At 72.8% G+C, this 16,622-nt stretch carries 14 protein-coding genes and 1 riboswitch; of the genes, 11 read left to right on the forward strand and 3 right to left on the reverse strand.

Annotated elements, in window-relative coordinates:
- Window positions 1–154: 154 nt before the first annotated feature.
- Entirely contained in the window at window positions 155–763 is a 609-nt protein-coding gene (locus tag N8I86_RS22785) for a TetR/AcrR family transcriptional regulator (RefSeq protein WP_263278580.1), read from the reverse strand.
- Between the two features lie 114 nt (window positions 764–877).
- On the opposite strand from N8I86_RS22785, the gene N8I86_RS22790 reads away from it, so the two are divergent.
- A complete protein-coding gene (locus tag N8I86_RS22790; RefSeq protein ID WP_263278581.1) occupies window positions 878–1,822 on the forward strand; it encodes an SCO6745 family protein in 945 nt (314 codons plus the stop codon).
- 184 nt (window positions 1,823–2,006) lie between these two features.
- Complete coding sequence (locus N8I86_RS22795; protein ID WP_073888607.1) at window positions 2,007–2,723, forward strand: HNH endonuclease family protein; 717 nt, start codon at window positions 2,007–2,009, stop codon at window positions 2,721–2,723.
- 85 nt (window positions 2,724–2,808) lie between these two features.
- On the opposite strand, the gene N8I86_RS22800 is transcribed toward N8I86_RS22795, so the two are convergent.
- Both N8I86_RS22800 and N8I86_RS22805 read right to left on the reverse strand, forming a co-directional pair.
- Window positions 2,809–3,564 carry a hypothetical protein gene (locus N8I86_RS22800; protein WP_263278582.1) on the reverse strand — a complete coding sequence of 252 codons (756 nt, stop codon included), beginning with the start codon at window positions 3,562–3,564 and terminating at the stop codon, window positions 2,809–2,811.
- Window positions 3,565–4,022: 458 nt separating this feature from the next.
- Window positions 4,023–4,712, reverse strand: a complete 690-nt coding sequence (locus N8I86_RS22805) for a hypothetical protein (RefSeq protein WP_073888609.1) — start codon at window positions 4,710–4,712, stop codon at window positions 4,023–4,025.
- A 187-nt stretch (window positions 4,713–4,899) separates the two neighbouring features.
- Here N8I86_RS22805 and N8I86_RS22810 point away from each other — a divergent pair, with 187 nt between their 5' ends.
- The 9 genes from N8I86_RS22810 (at window position 4,900) to N8I86_RS22850 (ending at window position 16,571) form a co-directional block, all read left to right on the forward strand.
- On the forward strand, window positions 4,900–7,380 hold the full coding sequence (locus tag N8I86_RS22810) for an N-6 DNA methylase (protein WP_263278583.1): 2,481 nt from the start codon (window positions 4,900–4,902) through the stop codon (window positions 7,378–7,380).
- Between the two features lie 265 nt (window positions 7,381–7,645).
- On the forward strand, window positions 7,646–8,323 hold the full coding sequence (locus N8I86_RS22815) for a hypothetical protein (protein WP_263278584.1): 678 nt from the start codon (window positions 7,646–7,648) through the stop codon (window positions 8,321–8,323).
- Window positions 8,324–8,328: 5 nt separating this feature from the next.
- Entirely contained in the window at window positions 8,329–9,855 is a 1,527-nt protein-coding gene (locus tag N8I86_RS22820) for a serine/threonine-protein kinase (RefSeq protein ID WP_263280141.1), read from the forward strand.
- Between the two features lie 142 nt (window positions 9,856–9,997).
- The gene (locus tag N8I86_RS22825; protein ID WP_263278585.1) at window positions 9,998–10,825 is read left to right on the forward strand and encodes a glycoside hydrolase domain-containing protein; all 828 of its coding nucleotides are present in this window, start codon (window positions 9,998–10,000) and stop codon (window positions 10,823–10,825) included.
- Window positions 10,826–10,969: 144 nt separating this feature from the next.
- On the forward strand, window positions 10,970–11,620 hold the full coding sequence (locus tag N8I86_RS22830) for a SurA N-terminal domain-containing protein (RefSeq protein ID WP_123436983.1): 651 nt from the start codon (window positions 10,970–10,972) through the stop codon (window positions 11,618–11,620).
- Between the two features lie 100 nt (window positions 11,621–11,720).
- Complete coding sequence (locus tag N8I86_RS22835; RefSeq protein ID WP_263278586.1) at window positions 11,721–12,755, forward strand: nucleoside triphosphate pyrophosphohydrolase; 1,035 nt, start codon at window positions 11,721–11,723, stop codon at window positions 12,753–12,755.
- A gap of 217 nt (window positions 12,756–12,972) precedes the next feature.
- The gene (locus N8I86_RS22840; protein WP_263278587.1) at window positions 12,973–14,346 is read left to right on the forward strand and encodes a cytochrome P450 family protein; all 1,374 of its coding nucleotides are present in this window, start codon (window positions 12,973–12,975) and stop codon (window positions 14,344–14,346) included.
- Between the two features lie 113 nt (window positions 14,347–14,459).
- Complete coding sequence (locus N8I86_RS22845) at window positions 14,460–15,521, forward strand: LysM peptidoglycan-binding domain-containing protein (protein WP_263278588.1); 1,062 nt, start codon at window positions 14,460–14,462, stop codon at window positions 15,519–15,521.
- Between the two features lie 183 nt (window positions 15,522–15,704).
- A riboswitch (cyclic di-AMP (ydaO/yuaA leader) is annotated at window positions 15,705–15,877 on the forward strand.
- 4 nt (window positions 15,878–15,881) lie between these two features.
- A complete protein-coding gene (locus tag N8I86_RS22850; protein WP_263278589.1) occupies window positions 15,882–16,571 on the forward strand; it encodes a transglycosylase family protein in 690 nt (229 codons plus the stop codon).
- Window positions 16,572–16,622: the final 51 nt, after the last annotated feature.

Raw genomic sequence — 16,622 nt, forward strand, 5'->3', positions numbered from 1 at the left:
CTGTACCGTCCTCCGGCCGGGGGCAGGCGCCGGTGGCGGTGACGTGGCCGGGGGCGGCCCGCCTCGGCGGTGACGTGGCCGGGGCGGTCGCCGATGGCGGTGACGCAGTCGGTCGGCCGTAGACCGGCGGCGAGGTGGCAGTGGTGCCGTCCGGTCAGTCCTGGCGCCCGTGCGGGCCGGCCGAGTGGAACAGCATGCCCGCCAGCGTGTGGAACACCTCCTCCGGGTCCCGGTCGCCGACGGCCGTGTCGAGATTGCGGCCGAGCAGCAGCGTGGCGAAGCCGTGGGCCAGGGACCAGGCGGCCACCCCGGCCAGGCCGGCGTCCTGGCCGCGGTCGCCGGGATCGACCGCGGAAACCGCCGTGCGCAGGGCGTCCGCGGCCAGCGCCCGGGCGGTGGCGAGTTCGAGGTCGTCGCCGCGCAGCAGCCCGGGGGTGAACATCACCTCGAAGTGCGCCGGGTGCTCGCGGGCGAAGCGCACGTAGCGCACGCCCGCCTCCCGCAGGTCGCGGGCATCCGCGAGCGCCTGCGCCAGAAGGCCGTAGCCCTCGGCGGCGATCGCGGTGAGGAGCCCGGCGCGGTCCTTGAAGTGGTGCGCGGGCGCCGCGTGCGAGACCCCCGCCCGGCGCGCCAGATCGCGCAGGCTCAGGGCCGAGGGGCCGTCGGCCGCGATGACCTCCAGCGCGGCCGTCAGTACGGCACGGCGCAGATCACCGTGGTGGTACGACCGCTGGGACGCGGCCGGGGACTTCGCAGGACTCATGGGAGCAGCGTACGCCGGATCTAGGCATTGACAAGTTTGATGCGGCACGGCAATCTAGTCAGTGTCAAGTTCAGGCGCGGTCGAGCGGGCCGTGCACGGGGGAGGAGACGCGTCATGTCCGAGCACACCGACAAGGGGACGGCGACAGGGGCGGCGGCCGCGGGTGCGGCTGTAGGTGCGGCTGTGGATGTCGAGGCGGTGCCGGCGGCGCGGGCCCGCCAGTTGTGGCACCTGCTGGAGCCGCTGCACGCACTGCTGTACTACGCGCCCGAGGTCTTCGAGGAGTCGGCCGCACTGGGATACGACCCGAGCGACCGCTGGCCGAGCTACTTCCCGCTGCGCGCGGCCCCGTTGGGTGCGACCGGACCGGAGCGGGTGACCTCCGCCTTCTACAGCTTCGCGCCGCACATGGTCACCGAGCACATCGAATCCGCCTGGCAGGTCGCGACTCCGCAGCAGGTGCTGGACGCCCGCCTGCGCGGCATCGACCGGGCCTACCGCGCGATCCTGGGCGACCGGGTCGACCGCCCCGAACTGGCCGAGGCCGCCGCCCTCGCCCGGCGCGCGGCCGAGGCGGCCGGTACGGCGGGCCGCCCCCTCGCCGCGGCCAACGCCGCACTGCCCTGGCCCGAGGCCCCGCACCTGCAGCTGTGGCACGCCGCCACGATCCTGCGCGAACACCGGGGCGACGGCCATCTCGCCGCCCTGCTCCTCGCGGACCTCGACCCCGTCGAGTCCCTGGTCTCCTTCGCGGCGATGGGCGCCGCCTCCGTCGAGCGGTTCGAGAGCCGCGGCTGGCGTCCCGAGCAGTGGTCTGCCGCCGCCACCCGCCTGGCCGGCCGCGGCCTCCTCGCCCCGGACGGTACGGCCACGGAGGCGGGCCTCGCCCTGCGCCGACGCGTGGAGGAGGACACCGACCGTCTCGCCGCCGCCCCCTGGCAGAGCCTCGGCGGGACCGGCGTCGACCGCCTCACCGAACTCCTCGGCGACTACTGGGTCGCCGTCCTGTCCACCGGACTGCTCCCCTCGGAATCCACCCTGGGCATAGGCAAGGTGTGAGCGGGCGCACGCGGTCGGCAGCCGCGCTCCCTCGTCGCCACGTCAAGTAACCCCACACAGGCCCGCCTTGCCCGCCAATCGCCCCATTGCGCCCCATCCTGCGGCAACGGAAGGGCGGTTACCGTGGGACGGAACGATCCGCCGCCGGCCGAGCGGCGGACAGGGCGAGCGAGGAGGGCGCACCGTGACGCGTCTGAGGGGCGGGGCGGTCACAGCCGTGGCCGTGCTGGTCGCCGTGACCGGCTGCAAGGTCGAGCAGACCAGCGGGGCGTCCGGCCCCGAGGAGACGGGCGGCGGAGGCGCGGCCCTGAAAGCGGCCGACTCACTCGCCGTCAAGGGGCGGGCGCCGAAGACCGGGTACGACCGCGAACGGTTCGGCACCGCCTGGGCGGACACCGACTCCAACTCCTGCGACACCCGCGACGACATCCTCAAGCGCGACCTGAAGGAGCTGAGGTACACCGGCGGCACCTGCAAGGTCACCTACGGCCTGCTCGACCCGGACCCGTACTCCGGCAAGGAGATCACCTACCGGCGCGGCCGCAGCCAGGTCGACATCGACCACGTCGTCGCCCTCTCGGACGCCTGGCAGAAGGGCGCCAAGTACTGGGCCCCCAGCAAGCGCATAGCCCTCGCCAACGACCCCCTCAACCTCATCGCCGTCGACGCGAGCACCAACCGCGGCAAGGGAGACGGCGACACGGCCACCTGGCTCCCGCCGAACAAGTCCTACCGCTGCACGTATGTCGCCGCCCAGGTGGCGGTCAAGAAGAAGTACGGCCTGTGGGTCACCGCAGCCGAGAAGACCGCCATGAAGAAGGTCCTCGTCACCTGCCCGCACCAGAAGCTCCCCTCGGGCGGCAACCCAACCGAGGCACCGAAGCGCTTCCGGGCGCACTGAGAACGCTCGGCGCGTGGGCATGCCGCCCACGCCGAAACCGACGCAGGGCCACCCGGAGTGACCCCGCGCCGGAACAGGCCGGGCGTCAGCCGCCCAGCGCGTCCAGGTCGATGACGTCACCGGCGGGCTTCTGCGCCGGGACCGGCTTGCCGTAGTCGGTGAAGGACAGGTGCTGCGGCCCGTCGGAACCGGACGTCTTGTCGATACGCACCAGGTACGGCTTGCCCTCGGTCGCCACGTACGCGGTGTACCGGTCCTTGCCGTCCTTCTCGTGCAGCGTGATCACCGGCGTCCCCTCGGACTCGGTGGTCCTGCCGCGGGCGGTGGTGCCGTTGCCGGTGTCGTCCATCCCACTGAGCACCGAGTCCAGGTCGCACAGGCTCGCCATGTCCTTGGCGTCCTGCCCCTTCAGGGACATCTTGGACCACTTGCCCGCCAGCATGGCCACCGCGGCGTCCGTATCGGCCTTGGACTCGCCCTTGCTCTGGGCGCGCAGGAACGCCTCGTCGTACTTCATGTAGACGGTGTCGGCCGTCTTGATCAGATCGGCCTTGCCCTGGCCGCCCATGCTCATCGTGCCGGCGCACTCGCCCTTCTTGTCGAGCGCCAGGTCGATCTTGATGGTGCCCTTGCTCTCGTCGTCGGTGACCTCGCCCTTCATCCGCAGCGAGGAGGCTCCCTTGGTGGCCTTGACGGCCCGGTCGGCGATCTGGCCGCCGCTCAGCCCGGCGAACGGGCCCTGCGGCTTGCTGTCCGCCGAGTCCTGCCCCGGCAGACAGCCGGTGAGTCCCGCGGTGGCCGCGGCGGCGAGACAGAGGGCGGCAAGTGCGGTACGGCGCATGGCAATTCCTTGCTGAGAGAAGTGATGAGCGGTCGGGCGGTGCCGCCACCGTGCGTGCGATGGCGAACGGCCCGGTGGCCGGGGAGTGCGAGCCCAACGGCGTGTCGGCGTGAGCGGTGCGGTGAGCGGTGCTTGAGCGGTGGCCGGCCGATGGAGCCGGCGGCGGCCCGGCCGATGGAGCGGGTGGTGGATCGGGTGGTGCGGTGAGCCGGGCAGTGGGTGGTGCGAACGGCGGTGCGGCGGGTGATGCGGCGGTGGTGTGGCGGCGATGCCTCGGTCGGTGGAGCGAGCGCCGCGACGGTGCAGTGGGACTGGGGCCGACGGGACTGGGACTGGGGCCGGCGGGATGCGCGAGGCGGGGCGTACGAGGCGCGATGCGCCCGGTGAGCGGCGCCGGGCCGGGGGTGCCCGGCGCGGGGGCCGGACGCCTCACCGTGTCCCGACGGCGGCCTGTGCGGTCAGGCCTTCTTCCAGTCGCCGCAGCCGGCCGACTTGAAGTAGGCGTCCGTCGCGCTGATGGTCACGACGGCGCTGCCGGTCACGTTGTTGTTCGCGATGATCGAGTTCAGCCCGTGCTCGGCGTCCTTCGTGCGCTCCCAGTAGCAGGAGTCGTCGGCGTTGCCGGTGGACCGGTAGGTGCCCGGCGCGATGTCCGTGCCGACCTTGAACATCCCCCCGTCGCCGTCCATCGAGGAGGCGGGCCTGCCCTTCGCCTTCGGGTCGACGGCCTCCCAGTCCGCGCAGCCGCTGGACTTGAACAGCTTGTCGGTGGGCTTGACGGTCACGTAACTCGTACCGCTGACGTTGTCGTTGGCCAGCAGCGAGTCCATCTCGCCCTTGGCGTCCTTGGCGCGCTCCCAGTAGCACATGTCGTCGGTGTTGCCGGTCGTGCGGTACGTGCCCGGCTTCACGTCGGAGCCGACCCGGTACTCCCCGTCGCCGTCGAGGGCGGCCTTCTTCGTCTTGGCCGCCTTCGCGCTCCCCGTGTCCTTCTGGCCGTCGGTGTGCTGCCCGGCGGAGGCCGAAGAGCCGGAGCCGCTGCCGTCGGAACCGCCGTTCTTGCCGTCGTTGCCGGCGTTCGCGGACACGGCACCGATGACGACGAACCCCACGACGGCGCCCAGCGCGACCTTGGCCTTCATCCCCATGGCGAATCCCTCCCCAAAGCGGCGGCCTCCCCCTCCGGTGGCCGCTCGTTCGCTGGGTCAATAAGACCAGAGCCTGTGAACCGAGTCAACACGGTTCACGCAATCAGGTGTGTACACGGTCGTGAATGCATGGATCACAACTGCGCCGGTATGCTCGGCGCACACAGGGACGAGGGGAGCGGCGCCGGTGCAGGACAACGCGACAGAGGTGACCGCGGCCGGGATCGCGCGGCTCGCCGGAGTGGGCCGAGCCGCCGTCAGCAACTGGCGCCGCCGGCACGCCGACTTCCCCAAGCCGGTCGGCGGCACGGAGACCAGCCCCTCCTTCGCGCTGACCGAGGTCGAGGCCTGGCTGCGCAAGCAGGGGAAACTCGCCGAGGTCCCGCTGCGGGAACGCGTCTGGCAGCAGCTCGTCGGCCATCCGGAGGGCCCGTTGACGGCCCTGGTGCACGCCGGCTGCGTACTGCTGCTGATCCATGAGCGGCCCACCGTCTGGCTCGACGCCGTCGCCGGCTCCGACGAACGGCTGGCCGCGCTCCTGCCCGGCGCGCTGGACCAGGTGCTGACGCCGCGGTTCGGTGACGCGGTGGGCCGCCCGGTTCACAGCGGCCGTCCCGCGAGCGCCTCCTCGGCTGTCAACGCCGTCGACGCCCCACAGGCTGTGGACAGCGCGCCGGACGCGGGTGCTGTGAATGCTCCACCCTCGGCGCCGACTGTGAACGCACCGTCCACCGCCCCCGCTGTGAACACGGCACCCGCGACCCCGGACGTGAACTCCTCACTGGCAGGCCGAGCGGCGGGCCCGTTCACGCCCGCGCCCGCTGTGAACACCCTCGCGTCCACGTCGTCCGTGAACGCTCCGGCAGCCTCGCCAGCCGTGAACGCTCACGCACCCTCGCCAGCCGTGAACGCTCACGCACCCTCGTCGGCCGTGAACGCCGCCACCGCTAACGCACCTGCACCATCGCCGGCTGTGAACGCCCCCACGGCCGCACCCGCTGTGAACGCGCCCACGGCCACCCTCGCGGCCACCCCGTCTGTGAACGCTCTGCGCGTCCCCACCGGCCCCCAGCTCCTCCCCTCCGTCCCCCTCCTGCGCGGTGCCGCCGAGCTGGCCGCGGATCTGGGCGCGCGGCAGGCGTTCGAGTTCCTGCTGGGCCGGCACCTGGACGCCAACCCCCGCCAGTACACGCTCACCCCGGCCGATCTCGCCGGGCTCATGGCCGACCTCGCCGGGCCGGCCCGCAGCGTCCTGGACCCGGCGTGCGGCACCGGCGCCCTGCTGCGCGCGGTCGACCCCCGCCCCGGACAGGAGCTGTACGCGCAGGACGGCGCCCCCGACCTCGCCGCGCTCACCGCTCTGCGGCTGGCGCTGCACTCGCGGGCCGACGTGCGCGCGGCCGTCGGCGACTCCCTGCGTGCCGACGCCCGGCCGGGCCTGCGCGCCGAAGCGGTCCTGTGCCATCCGCCGTTCAACGAGCGCAACTGGGGCCACGACGAACTCGCCTACGACGCCCGCTGGGAGTACGGCTTCCCCGCACGCACCGAGTCCGAGCTGGCCTGGGTGCAGCACGCGCTGGCCAGGCTGACCGACGGCGGCACCGCGGTCCTGCTCATGCCGCCGGCCGCCGCCTCCCGGCGTTCCGGGCGCCGTATCCGCGCCGACCTGCTGCGCCGGGGCGCGCTCCGGGCCGTGGTCGCGCTGCCGGTCGGCGCGGCACCGCCGTACAACATCCCGCTGCACGTGTGGGTGCTGCGCCGGCCCGACCGGACGCCGGCGACGCCCGAGGTGCTGCTCGTCGACAGCGGGAGGTTCGCCGGGGAGGGCCGGGGCGGCCCGGACTGGGCGGCGGTGCGGGACGCGGTCCTGGACGCCTGGCGTGCCTTCGCGCGCGCGGGCCGGCTGGACGAGCGGCCGGGGCTGGCCCGTTCCGTGCCCGTCATCGAACTCCTCGACGACGACGTGGACCTGGCCCCCGCCCGGCATCTGCCGCCGCCGGCCGTCGCCGACGGCGCGGAACAGCTGACCGCGGTGCGCGAGCGCCTCGGCGCGACCCTGCGGCTGACCGCGGACCTCACTCCGCCCCCCGCCGACCCGGCGCCGGCCGCGCGCTGGCCCCTCACCACGGTCGGCGAACTCGCGCGCGGGGGCGCCCTGGTGATGCGCACCGGCGGGAACGGCGGCCACGCGCGCGTGCCCGTCCTCACCGACCATGACGTCCTCGCCGGCTCGGCGCCCTCGGGCACGCTTCCGGAGAGCGAGGAGGAGGCCGTGATGACCGAGCCGGGCGACGTCGTCGTGCCGGTGCTCGGCGGCGGTTCGGTGGCGCGTGTGATCGACGACGCCACGGCGGGCGCGGCTCTCGGGCGCAACCTCGTGCTCCTGCGGCCCGACGGCACGGCGCTCGACCCATGGTTCCTGGCCGGCTTCCTGCGCGGCACCGCCAACAACCGGCAGGCCAGCAGTTACGCCTCCACCGCCACGCGGCTGGACGTGCGCCGACTGCAACTGCCCCGGCTGCCGCTGGACGAACAGCGGCGCTACGGCGCGCGGTTCCGCGCGCTCGACGAGTTCGAGCGGGCATTGCGCCACGCGAGCCGGCTCGGGGAACAGCTCGTGCGCGGCATGTACGACGGCCTGACGGACGGGACGGTGGCACCGGACTGACACCGGCCGCCCCACCGGGATCCCCGCCGGGATCCTCACCAGGACCGGCGCGGGGACGGCCGCCGTCCGGAAGGCGCACCTCCACGTGCGCCCCCGCACCCGCCCGCCCCCGCGCGGTCCGGTCGTGGTCCGGCGAAGTGATCAGTACGACAACGGTTCGGTGCAACCCGGGACCGCTCTCACGTGTCGGCCTATACGCTCGAACTCCGACATCAACCGTCGCTCGCTCGTCCGTCCCATCGGCATCACCGGTCCAGGAGCAGTCATGTACGGCCACGGCGCGCCGCCACCCACCCGCAGCGCGAGTACCGTCATCACCCTGCGCGTGCTCTTCGCCGCCGCCGGTTTCCTCTCGTGCGGCCTGCTCGCGTGCGTGCCGCTGTTCCGGGTGGCGTTCCTGCGCGGCAAGTGGTTCAACTGGACGGCGGCCTGGGCGAGCCTGCCGCTGGCCATCGTGTGCTTCGCGGTGGTCGGCTCGGTGAAGGAGTCCGACCACCGGGGCGACGCCGCCCTCGCCGTGGTCCTGCTGCTGGGCGCCGTCTCCAGCGCCTACTTCCTGATCATGGACATACGGCTGGGCAACCAGGCCGGGCCCTACGCCGGTTACGCGCCCCCCGGAGCGGCGACCGTGCCGGGCGGCTCGTACGGCTACCCGCAGGCGCCGTCCCCGTACGCGGTCACCCAGCCCGCGCCGCAGCCCTTCGTGCCCCAGCCGCCGGCCCACCACACGCCCACGCACCAGACGCCCACGCACCACACCCCCACGCACCAGACGCCCCTCCATCAGACGCCGGTGCCGCAGAACCCCGTACCGCCGCAGCAGAATCCGCAGCAGCCGCCGCAGCGCCCCGCGCCCGCCCGCATCGACCAGGTCCGCGCCGAACTCGACGAGCTCAGCGACTACCTGCGCCGGCAGGACGGCAACCACGAGGACGGCAGGTGAGCGTGGTGGCGGGACGTGTCGTCGCGGGCCGGTACGAACTCTCCACCCTCATCGGCCAGGGCGGCATGGGCCAGGTCTGGACGGCCTACGACAAACGGCTCGACCGCCGTGTGGCGGTGAAGCTGCTGCGCCCCGACAAGGTGGCCGGGCAGGAGGCCGACGAACTGCGCCGCCGGTTCGCGCGCGAGTGCCGGGTGACCGCGCAGGTCGACCACCCCGGCCTGGTCACCGTGCACGACGCGGGCAGCGAGGGCGAGGAGCTGTTCCTCGTCATGCAGTACGTGGACGGCGCCGACCTCTCCGACCATCTGGCCGAGCACGACCCGTACCCGTGGCAGTGGGCGGTCGCGGTGGCCGCGCAACTGTGCGCGGTGCTGAGCGCCGTGCACGCCGTGCCGATCGTCCACCGCGACCTCAAGCCGCGCAACGTGATGGTGAAGCAGGACGGCACGGTCACCGTCCTCGACCTGGGCGTGGCCTCGGTCATGGACACCGACACCACCCGCCTCACCCACACCGGCTCGCCGATCGGCTCGCCCGCCTACATGGCGCCCGAGCAGGCGATGGGCGGCGCGGTCGGCCCGTACACCGACCTGTACGCGCTCGGCGTGCTGCTGCACGAACTGCTCAGCGGAGACGTGCCGTTCGCGGGCTCGACGGCGCTCGGCGTGCTGCACCGGCACCTGTACGAGCCGCCGCTGCCGGTGCGCCGGATCCGCCCCGAGGTCCCCGAGGCGCTGGAGACCCTGGTGCTGCGGCTGCTCGCGAAGGACCCGCAGCACCGGCCGGCGTCCGCGCAGGAGGTCTACGAGGACCTGGCGCTGCTCCTGCCCGCGCGCGGGATACCCACCGGGGCGCCGCTGGACCCGACGCGCCCCTTCCTGCGCCCGCACGCCCCTTGGCCGGACCGTGCGCGGACGCCCGCGCCGCAGCCCGCCCCCGTCGTGCCGGCGCCGCCGGTGGCCGGGAAGCCCGACGTGGCCGCGGCCGTGGACGAGGTCAAGCGGCTGCTGGGGGAGGGGCGCATCACCCAGGCCGTCGACATCCTCGGCACGATCCTGCCCGCCGCCGCCGAACAGCACGGTGAGCACTCCCCGGTCGTGCGCACGCTGCGCAAGCAGTACGCGGCCACCCTCATGGACGACGGCCAGTACCGGCGCGCCCTGCCCGAACTGCGCCGGCTGGCCGACGAACGCGCCGCCGAGGCCGGCCAGGCCGACCCCCAGTCCCTGCGCTTCCGCTACGAGGCCGCGCAGTGCCTGGAGCAGCTGGGTGAACCGGCCGCGGCGCTCGCCGAGTACCGCGCGCTGCTGCCGTACTACGAGAACCAGTACGTCTCCGGCGACCCGCAGCTCGCGCACGAGGTGCGCCGGCGCATCGGCCATCTGCTGCTCGCCCTGGGCGACCGGCCGGCCGCGCACGACATGCTCGCGCGGCTGCTGATGGACGTGGAGCGGCTGCACGGACCCGGCCACCCGATGGCCGTGGAGATCCGGCGCACCCTGCAGTGGCTGGGACAGGTGCGCGGCTAGATTTTGCTGTTCCCTGGGCGATTCTTGTGTCCTGCAAGGGCTCGGTTTTTCCGAAGTCCGGGGCTGTGCTCGATACTTTGCGCTTCGTTTTCGACATGCACACGCGCGCGTGCGGCGCCGTGAAAGGACAGGGGTGGGACGTATGGCCGGCCATCGGCAGTCGAAGAAGCGCAGGTACCTCACGTGGGCGGTGGCCGGTGCGGCCGTCGTCGCCGGGGCGGGCATCGCGGCGCAGACCTCCATGGCCGCCACGGCCTGGCCCGCGCAGAAGACCTTCACGGGCCGGGCGTTCGACACCTGCACGGCGCCCTCGGTGTCGGCGATGAAGGCGTGGCACACCGGCTTCTACGGCGCCGCCGCCGTCTACGTGGGCGGCCGGAACCGCGGCTGCAACCAGCCCAACCTCACCGCCTCCTGGGTGAAGTCGGTCAGCGGACAGGGCTGGAAGCTCATCCCCCTCTACGTCGGCGCCCAGCCGCCGTGCCAGTCCGGCGCCAATCCGGAGAAGCTGACCGCCTCCACCGCGGCCTCCCTGGGCGCGAAGGACGCCGCCGACGCCGTGGCCAAGGCCGCCGCGCTCGGCATGAAGGCGGGCAGCGCGATCTACCTCGACATGGAGGCGTACGACAGCACGAACACGTCGTGCAACGACGCCGTGCTGACGTACGTGCGCGCCTTCGGCAAGGGCCTGCGTGCCAAGACGTACCGGTTCGGCTACTACGGCTTCAGCAGCTCCAGCGCCAAGGCGATCGCCACCGCCAAGGACAGGACGGACCTGCCGGGCAACCTCTGGTACGCGCTGTGGGACAAGAAGAACACGACCACCACCGACTGGCCGTGGGGCGCCACCCTGTTCACCGGTCACAGCCGCGGCCACCAGTACATGGTCAACAGCAAGGAGACGCACGGCGGGGTCACGCTCACCGTCGACCGTGACGCCTGGGACGCGCCGGTGGCCGTCACCGGCTGACCCGGACGCCTTCCGCGGGGCGCGGCGGTGCCCGAAGCGCGCGCGAATCGTTGGTCGAATGGGTTGGCCGCAGCCCGCCCACTGCCTACCATCGATCACCGCAAGACTTTGTGCACCGTCGCACAATCTCCTCGGGAGGTTTCCTTGCACCGCCGCCGTCGCACCGCGCTCGTCCTCACCGCCGCGATCGCCGCCGCGGCCCCCCTGCTCACGGCGTGCGGCAACGACGCGCACCCGGGCGCGGCGGCCGTCGTCGGAGGGCAGCGGATCACCGTCTCCCAGCTGGAGAACCGGGTCAACGAGGTCCGCAGCGCACAGCGCGCCGCCGTTCCGGACCAGGCCCAGTACGAGCAGGTGGTCGCCTCCACCAGCAGCCTCACCCGGGACACCCTGCACAACATGGTGCTCGACCGGGTGCTGCACCGCGCCGCGCAGGACGAGGGCATCTCGGTCACCCGCAAGGAGATCCAGCGGATGCGCGCCGGCCTGGAGCAGCAGGCGGGCGGAGCCAAGGGGCTGGAGTCGGCGTGGCTGCAGAAGTACGGCATCGCCCCCGCGCGCCTCGACGACAACCTGCGGCTCCAGCTGGAGGCGCAGAAGCTCGCGTCCCGGCTCGGCACCGACACCACGCAGCCGGCCTTCTGGAAGGCCCTGTCCAAGGCGTCCGGGGAACTGCACGTGGACCTCAACCCGCGCTACGGCTCCTGGGACGTGCAGAAGAGCAGCCGCGTGGACGCCAAGACGCCGTGGGTGCGGGAGGTCTCCACGGCGGGTGGGCAGCCGCTGACCGCGTGACGCGCCGTGTCGGCGGGCCGTCGGTCGTACGATCACATGATCCCCTCGGCCCTGTGGGCAACGGAATCCGTCCCGGGCCGCGGTGGGTTACGTTCGGATCGTGAACGCATCCCGCCCCGAACCCTCCGTCCCCGGCCCCACGGACCACGAGCCCGCCCGCGGCCGCATCGTCCTGCTCACCACGAGCCACCGCGTCGCCCCCGGCCTGCTGTCCTGGCCCGCCTGGCAGGCCCTGCGCACCGCCGACCTCGTGCTGTGCGCGGACGGCACGCACCCGCAGCTGCCGTATCTGCGGGAGGCCGGGACGGCGGTGCGGGAGGCGTCCCCCACCGCGGAGGAGCTGGTCGACGCCTGCGCCGGCGGGCGGACGGTGGTCGTCGTGGCCACCGGCGAGGGCGAGCCCGCGCTCACCGACGGTCTGGCCCGGCTGGCCGGTTCCGGGCGCGTCTCCATGCCGGAGCTGGAGCTGCTCCCCGCCTCCTACGACCTGCCCGGCGCCCGCCTCTTGGACCTGGTGCAGGTCATGGACCGCATCCGCGTCGAGTGCCCCTGGTCCTCCCGGCAGACCCACCTGGGCCTGGCCAAGTACGGCATCGAGGAGGCGTACGAACTGGTCGAGGCGATCGAGGCCGGTGACCGGGAGGAGCTGCGCGAGGAGCTGGGGGACGTGCTGCTCCAGGTGGTCTTCCACTCCCGCATCGCCGAGGAGGACCCGGAGGCGCCCTTCTCCGTCGACGACGTGGCCGCCGGCATCGTCGCCAAGCTCATCCACCGTCACCCGCACGTCTTCGGCGAGGAGAAGGCCGAGACGCCGGAGGACGTCAAGGAGCACTGGCTGCGCACCAAGGCCGAGGAGAAGCAGCGCACCTCGGTCACCGAGGGCGTCCCCCTCGGCCAGCCCGGCCTCGCCCTCGCCGCCAAGCTCGCCTCCCGCGCCCGCACGGCGGACCTGGACGTCCCGCTGCCGCAGGGGGAGGGCGTCGGTTACGAACTGCTCGCCATGGCGGTCCGCGCCGAGGCGTCCGGCGTCGACCCGGAGGCGGCGCTGCGCGCGGCGGCACGGGTCTACCGGGACGCGATACGCGCGGCGGAGGGCACGGACCGGACGGACGGCCCGGCCCCGCAGGAGGGGTAGCGGGCCCGGGCGGCGCGAGGAGGTACGGAACCCGGCGGCGCGGGCAGGCACGGAATCCGACGGCGCGGGGAGGTACGGAATCCGGCGGCGCGAGGAGGTACGGAACCCGGCGGCGCGGGCAGGCACGGAACCCGGCGGCACGGGAGGCAAGAACCCCGGCGGCACAGGGCACGACACCGCGCAAGGGGCGGCGGGCCCGTCCGGATACCGTCGAGGGGTGACCGACCAGCCCCGCCCCTCGACCGCCCCCGGTTCCGTGCCCGAGCTCTTCACCTGGGAGTTCGCCACCGACCCGTACCCCGCCTACGCCTGGCTGCGCGAGCACGCGCCGGTGCACCGCACCCGGTTGCCCAGCGGTGTCGAGGCCTGGCTGGTCACCCGCTACGCCGACGCCAAGCAGGCCCTGGCCGACCAGCGGCTGAGCAAGAACCCGGCGCACCACGACGAGCCCGCGCACGCCAAGGGGAAGACCGGCATCCCCGGTGAGCGCAAGGCCGAGCTGATGACGCACCTGCTGAACATCGACCCGCCGGACCACACCCGGCTGCGCCGGCTCGTGAGCAAGGCGTTCACCCCGCGCCGGGTCGCCGAGTTCGCGCACCGCGTGCAGGAGCTCACCGACCACCTCATCGACGGGTTCGCCGAGCGGGGCTCCGCCGACCTCATCCACGAGTTCGCCTTCCCGCTGCCCATCTACGCCATCTGCGACCTCCTGGGCGTCCCGCGCGAGGACCAGGACGACTTCCGGGACTGGGCCGGGATGATGATCCGGCACGGCGGTGGACCGCGGGGCGGGGTCGCGCGGTCGGTGAAGAAGATGCGTGGCTACCTGGCCGAGCTGATCCACCGGAAGCGTGCGGCCCTGCCCGCCGAGCCGGGGCCCGGCGAGGACCTCATCTCGGGTCTCATCCGCGCCTCCGACCACGGTGAGCACCTCACCGAGAACGAGGCCGCCGCCATGGCCTTCATCCTTCTGTTCGCCGGCTTCGAGACCACCGTCAACCTCATCGGCAACGGCACCTACGCCCTGCTCACCCATCCCGCGCAGCGCCGGCGGCTGCAGGAGTCCCTGGCGAGGGGGGAGCGGGACCTCCTGGAGACCGGGGTGGAGGAACTGCTGCGTTTCGACGGGCCGGTGGAGCTGGCCACCTGGCGGTTCGCCACCGAGCCGCTCACCGTCGGCGGGCAGGACATCGCGCCGGGCGACCCGGTGCTGGTCGTGCTCGCGGCGGCCGACCGGGACCCCGCGCGGTTCACCGACCCGGACGTGCTGGACCTCGCCCGCCGCGACAACCAGCACCTCGGCTACGGCCACGGCATCCACTACTGCCTCGGCGCGCCGCTCGCCCGTCTGGAGGGCCAGACCGCGCTCGCCACCCTCCTCACCCGCCTGCCCGATCTGCGGCTCGCCGCCGACCCGGCCGAACTGCGCTGGCGGGGCGGACTCATCATGCGCGGGCTGCGCACCCTGCCCGTGGAGTTCACCCCGGTCCCCCGGCCGCCCCGGCGGCCGGGGGACCGGCGAGGGGCCGGCCCAGAGTTCGTAGAACCTTCAACACGACAGGCGTTCAACTCTGTGATCTTCACGTGATCTGCGCGGCATGAACTTGTGACAAGTGATCGTCTGCCGATACGTTCCTCCCTCAGCGTGGCGACGAGCACCATCCGCCGCGCCGGCCCTGCTGTCGCACGAAAGGCTTCCGCATGCTCTCCGGGAACGGCCGCCATCGTCGCCCCCGTCAGGCTCCAGCTCTCCTCGTCGCGGCCGGAGTGACCGGCTCCGCCATCGCCATCCCGCTGCTCGGCGCGGCGAGCGCCAACGCGGCCGACGGCACCACGTGGGACAAGGTGGCCGAGTGCGAGAGCGGCGGTTCGTGGAGCGCCGACACCGGCAACGGTTACTACGGCGGACTCCAGATATCCCAGGAGGACTGGGACAAGTACGGCGGCGGGCAGTACGCCTACAGCGCCGACGAGGCCAGCCGCTCGCAGCAGATCTCCGTCGCCGAGAAGATCCTCGCCGACCGGGGCACCACCCCCTGGGCCACCTGCGCCCTGCTCTCCGGGCTGACCTACAACTCCGGCTCGCTGGACGTCGACACGGGCGTCGACGAGTCCGGGAACGCCCAGGGTTCGGACGACTCGTCCGGATCGGGTGACAACTCCTCATCGTCCGGTCTGCCGGATTCGTCGTCGTCCGGCGACTCTTCCGCCTCCGGTTCCACCGGCTCCAAGGGCGACGCGGACTCCTCCGATGGCACGCACGGGAAGTCCACCTCCCACCCGGGCGAGGGTGGCGGCAAGGGGGACGACAACGAGGACGGATCGACCGGCACCAACACCCCCAAGCCGGACAAGTCCACCTCTCCCGAGACCGGTGACGCCGGAAGCGCACAGGGGGACGGCGGCTCGCCCACGGCCGTTCCGGACACCGGCAACTCGGACAATTCCCAGCAGAGCGCCGGATCCTGGAGCCTGGTCGACACCGGCGCGCTCAGCAGTGGCGGACGTCACCGCGGCAAGAGCGCGGACGAAAACGTGACAAACGGTCAGGACTCCGCCGCGACCGGCCGTCACGCCTCCCGCGAGGCGGACGACTACACCGTCCGCCAGGGCGACTCGCTCGCCTCCATCGCCGAGTCCCTTGCGGTCGAGGGCGGGTGGCGCGCCCTCTATGCCGACAACAAGAAGGAGATCGGGTCCGACCCGAACCGCATCACGGCCGGTCAGACCCTGGAAATCGGTAGCGAAACGGACGCCGGATAGCGCGAGTTGGCGCCCCACTTGCGGCGCTAATGTCCGGTTTGGTGAAAGTGTGGGATGAGTCTCAGAAGCCCTGATCGTCTTTGAAATTCCGCGGATCGCGTGTCTACGGTCAAGGCCGCTCGTCACCACGAGCCCCGGCAGTCGCAACGCCGAATCCTGCCAGCGGTTGCCCGGGAACAGTCGTCGCGTCATGCGCCGTAGGCAGGAGCGGGGGACCCAAGGTAAGTGCCGTTGCCGGCAGTTGAGCCGGCACCGGCTTGGGGTGAAGCCGCACTCCGCGCAAGCGGGAGTGCGGCCGGGCAACTCAACCGGCCCGAACCCGACAGCTCACCTCGCAGGCGTCGGTGAGGGGATCGATCCATGCTGTTTTCCAGCAAGGGCAAGCACCGCCGTCCGTCCAAGGCCGTCCGCGCCGTCGCGCTCGCCGGTGTCACCGGTGCCGCCGTCGCCGCTCCGCTGATGGCGGCCGGCAACGCCTCCGCCGCCACCGCCTCCCAGTGGGACGCGGTCGCCCAGTGCGAGTCCGGCGGCAACTGGTCCATCAACACCGGCAACGGCTACTTCGGCGGTCTGCAGTTCTCCGCCTCCACCTGGGCCGCGTACGGCGGCACCGCCTACGCCCCGCAGGCCAACCAGGCCAGCAAGGCGCAGCAGATAGCCGTCGCCGAGAAGGTGCTCGCCGCTCAGGGCAAGGGCGCCTGGCCGGTCTGCGGCACGGGTCTGTCGAGCACCCCCTACAACGGCTCGACCGGCTCCACCCCGACGGGTGGCTCCTCGTCGAAGCCGGCCACCACCACCCGCTCCACCGACACGCAGGCCGCCTCCCGGTCCGCCGAGCGTCCGGCCGCGAGCAAGACCGTCACCACCCCGACCGGCAAGAAGGTGAAGAAGGGCGACGGCGAGTACAAGGTCGTCAAGGGCGACACCCTCAGCACCATCGCCACGAAGCACCACGTCCAGGGCGGCTGGAAGAAGCTCTTCGAGCTGAACAAGGACATCGTCGAGGACGCCGACATGATCTTCCCCGGTCAGCAGCTGCACCTGAAGTGACACCCGGCCGCCAGCCGGACCACAGCGCCCTCACATTCCCGGTGGGCACCC

This window comes from Streptomyces albidicamelliae, assembly GCF_025642175.1.
GTDB classification, from domain to species: Bacteria; Actinomycetota; Actinomycetes; order Streptomycetales; family Streptomycetaceae; genus Streptomyces; species Streptomyces albidocamelliae.